Source organism: Sphingorhabdus sp., from assembly GCF_044239005.1.
In the GTDB taxonomy this organism is placed as follows: Bacteria; Pseudomonadota; Alphaproteobacteria; order Sphingomonadales; family Sphingomonadaceae; genus Sphingorhabdus_B.
The window spans coordinates 1-4622 of the sequence record NZ_JBIICH010000145.1 but is presented as its reverse complement, the minus strand read 5'-3'; the positions used below and the strand labels follow the sequence as shown (position 1 = coordinate 4622).

Sequence of the window (4622 nt, the reverse complement as noted above, 5' to 3'; positions counted from 1 at the left end):
GGCCTCAGCTGGGCGCAAGGGGCGGCTATGCAGATTGATCCGCATGACCCGTGGGAGCGATTGCTGGTTGCGGGTCTGGCGCGCGATTTCCAAACGATGCGTTTGGATTTCCTAAGCCGCCGTGCCGCCAAGAAACCGCTCGAGGATGCACAGGATTGGCTGCAAACCAACGCCGTCCGCGTGCGTGCATTCAAGGCGATGGTCGACCGGGCCCGCATGGCCGGCATACCCACGCCCGCGATGCTGGCACAGGTTGCCGGTCAGGCACGGGTGCTATTGGGGCGCTAAGCCCCTAGCTCTTGGATGGCGCCAACCCGGCGGGGTTGCCCTTGGTTGAGGGGTTCGAAGCGTTTTGCTTTTTGGGTCCCTCTGCCTTTGGTTTGCGGACTTCGCGGTTCGATTTCTTCTGGCTCTTTGCCATGATGTTTTCCTTTCGGGGGTGGAGGGGACAACGTGCAAAGCGCCGGATCGTTCACGCGAACGTCCGGTGATCCTTATCTATATGCACGAATGGCCCCCGTTATAAGGGCCCCGCCGAAATGAGGTGATTACGCGACGGCCTCTGCTTCACGCTTATAAATGCTATTCAGCGGATGGCGGAACAGCTTCGTCACCATGGGTTCGAAAAACTCCAATGGCAGCGTGTCATATTCTGGGTCGAACGATGGGCAGTCATATTTGTCGATGAATTCTTCGGTGTCAGCAAACCATTCATGACCGCGGAACTTTTCGCGCATGTCCCGATCAAGCCCAAGATAGTGGAAGAAGTTGTGACCTTGGAAAATGCCGTGGTTTTGAACAATCCAGTGCAGTTTTTCCGAAACGAACGGCTTTAATATAGCAGCAGCAATGTCCGGGTGGTTTGCCGCGCCAAGTGTATCGCCAATGTCGTGCAGCAGCGCCATAACGACATAATCTTCGTCCCGTCCATCACGATAGGCGCGCGTTGCGGTTTGCAAGGAATGGGTCAACCGGTCCACCGCGAATCCACCAAAATCGCCATCGAGAAGCCGAAGATGGTCCAATATCCGTTGTCCGCCATTTTGCGAGAACGGGATATTGTGCCGCATGATGATTTGCCAATCTTCTTGCGTGCTCTGTGACATGTCGTGGAAATTTGCGCGGTCTTCGTGGTTGTCCATGGTCGATATCCTCTCCCCAAAACCCTATCATGTCCGTGTGATGAAACAAGTGCTTCATGCGCGCGCAAAATGCGGCTAGACCGATTTTATGGCGGTACTTGAGCTTACAGACAAACCCTTCTTCGCCGATAAAAATCGCGCGTTTTGGAATCTCCATTCAGCCGGATGGGCAGGCGCAGTCATTTTGCGTGCTGCGTCCGGTATTGCCCAAGGGCAGCCCGTCAGCTTCCTTGTGCCCATCCTGATATCAGCGGTCACGGGGTATTCGATCACGCTTCTGCTATCGGTTATTTACCGATTTCTGATTGATCAGCGGCCATTTATTACGTGGAGCCTGACGTTCGTCGCGGTGTCCTTGGCCACGATTGGCTACGCGTATATTGACGTGTGGGTGCTTCAAACCATTCGTGATGGGGTGGATGAAACGCCCTTTGCGCAGTTATGGCTCGCTGCGATCTATATTAACTCGGTGTTGTTGGCGGCCTGGTCCGCGCTGTATTACGCTATCAATTATTTCGTGCGCGCTGAAGAACAAGCGGACCAGATGATGCGGCTTGAGGCGCAGGCTACCAGCGCGCAGCTGACGATGTTGCGATATCAGCTGAACCCGCATTTCCTGTTCAACACATTGAACAGCATATCGACGCTCGTGCTGCTGAAGCAGACGGAGCAGGCAAATGCCATGTTGTCGCGGCTATCGTCATTTTTGCGCTTCACCCTCATCAACGAGGCTGCGGCCAAGGTGCCTCTGACGCAAGAGATTGAGACGTTGAAGCTGTATCTCGATATCGAAAAGATGCGTTTTGAAGAAAGGCTGCGGACATATTTCACGATTGAACCCGCTGTCGAAAACGCTTTGGTGCCCTCACTTCTCCTGCAGCCATTGGTGGAAAACGCCATCAAATATGCTGTAACCCCGAAAGAAGAGGGCGCCGACATTTCCGTGACCGCTCAACTCGTCGGTCAAAGAGTGCGGATTACCGTATCGGATACGGGACCGGGCTTGCAGCCGGGGCAGCAAGATCACAGCCTCTCTACCGGGGTTGGTATGGCGAATACCCGCGAGCGACTTTCACAAGCTTATGGCGATGATCAACGCTTTGAACATTATGTAAAAGCGGGCGGAGGATTTGAGGTTTTGTTGGAACTACCATATCAAAGCCGGATTATAGCAGGGGAAGACAATCAGGCGGGGGCTAAGCAGCAAGGACAAATATCCGCATGAGCATTCGTACAATATTGGTCGACGATGAAAAGTTGGCGATCCAAGGCCTTGAATTAAGGCTGCAGCCGTTCGACGACATCGAAATCGTCGCGACCTGTCACAATGGCCGGGAAGCCATTCGCAAGATTAAAACGCTGAAACCCGATTTGGTGTTTCTCGACATTCAGATGCCCGGGTTTGATGGTTTTTCGGTTGTTCAGGGGGTGATGGACATTGATCCGCCGCTGTTCGTCTTTGTGACAGCCTATTCGGAACATGCGATTAAGGCTTTCGAAGCGCAGGCGATCGATTATCTTATGAAGCCGGTCGAGCCAGAACGTCTTGCCGACACCATGGACCGTGTGCGCAGCAGGCTTGCCGACAAGCGCACATCGGATGAGCTGGACAGGCTTCGTACCGTTATCAATGAAGTCGCGCCGGATGCTGCTGACAATTTGAGTTCGATTGACGATGACCTGGCGTCAACGCGGTTTGAGAAGCTTATCAATATCAAAGATCGCGGCCAGATTTTCCGCGTCGATGTAGAAAGCATCGAACGGATCGATGCGGCTGGCGACTATATGTGCATCTACACCGCCGATAACTCGCTCATTCTGCGCGAGACGATGAAGGATCTGGAAAAACGCCTCGATCCAAGGACGTTCCAGCGCGTCCACCGTTCGACAATTGTCAATTTGGATCAGGTGCGGCAGGTGAAGCCGCATACGAACGGCGAATGCTTCCTTGTGCTTGAATCTGGCGCACAGGTAAAAGTCAGCCGTTCTTATCGTGACGTCGTAGCCAGGTTTGTCCATTAAGGAGAATAAGGATGGCCGAAGCCGAAACTTCACCGCGCATGAAGGCCAGTGACTTCCATCCCTATATTCTGGAAATCTTCGATGGTTATGTCCACGGCAAGCTGACCAAACGTGAATTCATTCGCGAAGCCGCTAAATTCGCGGCTGCGGGCGTAACCGGCCTTATGATACTCAACCAGTTGCAGCCGGATTATGCTTTGGCGCAGCAGGTTAAGGCCGACGATCCGGCGATTGTCACCTCGCGGGTGACGGTACAAAGCCCGGTCGGGCATGGCAGCATCAGCGGGTTGCTGGCGCGACCAGCCAAGGCGAGCGGCAAGTTGCCCGCGGTATTGGTGGTTCACGAAAATCGCGGGTTGAACCCGTATATCGAAGATGTCGTGCGTCGTCTGGCAAAGGCCGGCTATATGGCGTTTGGCCCCGATGGTCTCTCATCGCTCGGCGGCTATCCGGGCAATGACGAAAAAGGCCGTGAGCTGCAGGCAAAGCTGAACCCCGGCAAACTATTGGAAGATTTTTTCGCCAGCTTTGAATTCCTGCGCGATCATGCCGACAGCACAGGCAAGGTTGGCGCGGTGGGTTTTTGTTATGGTGGCGGCGTCTGCAATGCGTTGGCTGTTGCCTATCCGGAAATTGCTGCGTCCGTGCCTTATTATGGTCGCCAACCCACTGCGGCCGAGGTTCCTGCCATTAAGGCGCCGCTGTTGATCCATTACGCCGAAGCCGACGAGCGCATCAACGCAGGCTGGCTGCCCTATCAGGCAGCGCTCATAGCGAACCAGAAGGCGTTTCAGGTGCATTTCTATGCGGGCACGCAGCATGGCTTTCACAATGACAGCACGCCCCGCTTTGACAAAGCAGCGGCAGACTTGTCATGGGCCCGCACGATTGCGTTTTTCGGGAAAAATCTGCGTTAGCGCCGGTCTTTGAAAAACGCCTGTAGCAGTTCCGCCGATTCGTCTGCGGATATGCCCGAATATATTTCGGGGCGATGATGCACCGTGGGCTGTTCAAATAAGCGCGGGCCATGCGCTACAGCGCCGCCCTTGGGGTCCTCAGCGCCATAATAGAGGCGAGCTATGCGCGAATGGGCGATTGCGCCTGCACACATCGCACAGGGCTCCAGCGTGACCCACAGGTCACATCCCGTAAGCCGGTCATTGCCAAGATGCGTCGCAGCGGCGCGGATGGCGAGGATTTCGGCGTGGGCCGTGGGGTCATGATGCTCAAGCGGACGGTTGGCGCCACGGCCAATAATGACCCCATCCTTGACGACAATCGCGCCTACGGGCACTTCGCCTTGCGCGGCGGCTGCCCGCGCCAAGTTGAGCGCTTCGTTCATCATTTCGCGGGCTTTGGACAAGGGCATGTTATTTTGCTAGCGTAGATTACTGCTTTTGACCACACATCGGCTTGACCTTTTCGGTGTGGAGCGTTAGGGGCAGCGACTTTCGCGGG

At 55.0% G+C, this 4622-nt stretch carries 7 protein-coding genes; 4 read left to right on the top strand and 3 right to left on the bottom strand.

Going from position 1 to position 4622, the window contains the following annotated elements:
* The coding region (locus tag ACILQA_RS09935; protein WP_395629548.1) for a hypothetical protein at positions 1-288 on the top strand (288 nt) is incomplete at its 5' end.
* A gap of 4 nt (positions 289-292) precedes the next feature.
* Here the strand turns inward: ACILQA_RS09935 and ACILQA_RS09930 are convergent.
* Both ACILQA_RS09930 and ACILQA_RS09925 read right to left on the bottom strand, forming a co-directional pair.
* The gene (locus ACILQA_RS09930) at positions 293-421 is read right to left on the bottom strand and encodes a hypothetical protein (protein WP_281370176.1); all 129 of its coding nucleotides are present in this window, start codon (positions 419-421) and stop codon (positions 293-295) included.
* Between the two features lie 127 nt (positions 422-548).
* Positions 549-1142, bottom strand: a complete 594-nt coding sequence (locus tag ACILQA_RS09925; protein ID WP_395629547.1) for an HD domain-containing protein — start codon at positions 1140-1142, stop codon at positions 549-551.
* Between the two features lie 88 nt (positions 1143-1230).
* Here ACILQA_RS09925 and ACILQA_RS09920 point away from each other — a divergent pair, with 88 nt between their 5' ends.
* Genes ACILQA_RS09920 through yghX form a run of 3 tightly spaced genes read left to right on the top strand, consistent with a single transcriptional unit; the run spans position 1231 to position 4081 of the window.
* The gene (locus ACILQA_RS09920; protein WP_395629546.1) at positions 1231-2367 is read left to right on the top strand and encodes a sensor histidine kinase; all 1137 of its coding nucleotides are present in this window, start codon (positions 1231-1233) and stop codon (positions 2365-2367) included.
* Positions 2364-3164 carry a LytTR family DNA-binding domain-containing protein gene (locus ACILQA_RS09915; protein ID WP_306062240.1) on the top strand — a complete coding sequence of 267 codons (801 nt, stop codon included), beginning with the start codon at positions 2364-2366 and terminating at the stop codon, positions 3162-3164. Before ACILQA_RS09920 ends, ACILQA_RS09915 begins: the two co-directional genes overlap by 4 nt.
* A gap of 11 nt (positions 3165-3175) precedes the next feature.
* Positions 3176-4081 carry a YghX family hydrolase gene (gene yghX / locus ACILQA_RS09910; protein ID WP_395629545.1) on the top strand — a complete coding sequence of 302 codons (906 nt, stop codon included), beginning with the start codon at positions 3176-3178 and terminating at the stop codon, positions 4079-4081.
* Here the strand turns inward: yghX and tadA are convergent.
* Positions 4078-4533 carry a tRNA adenosine(34) deaminase TadA gene (gene tadA / locus ACILQA_RS09905; protein ID WP_395629544.1) on the bottom strand — a complete coding sequence of 152 codons (456 nt, stop codon included), beginning with the start codon at positions 4531-4533 and terminating at the stop codon, positions 4078-4080. The genes yghX and tadA overlap by 4 nt on opposite strands.
* Positions 4534-4622 lie beyond the last annotated feature (89 nt).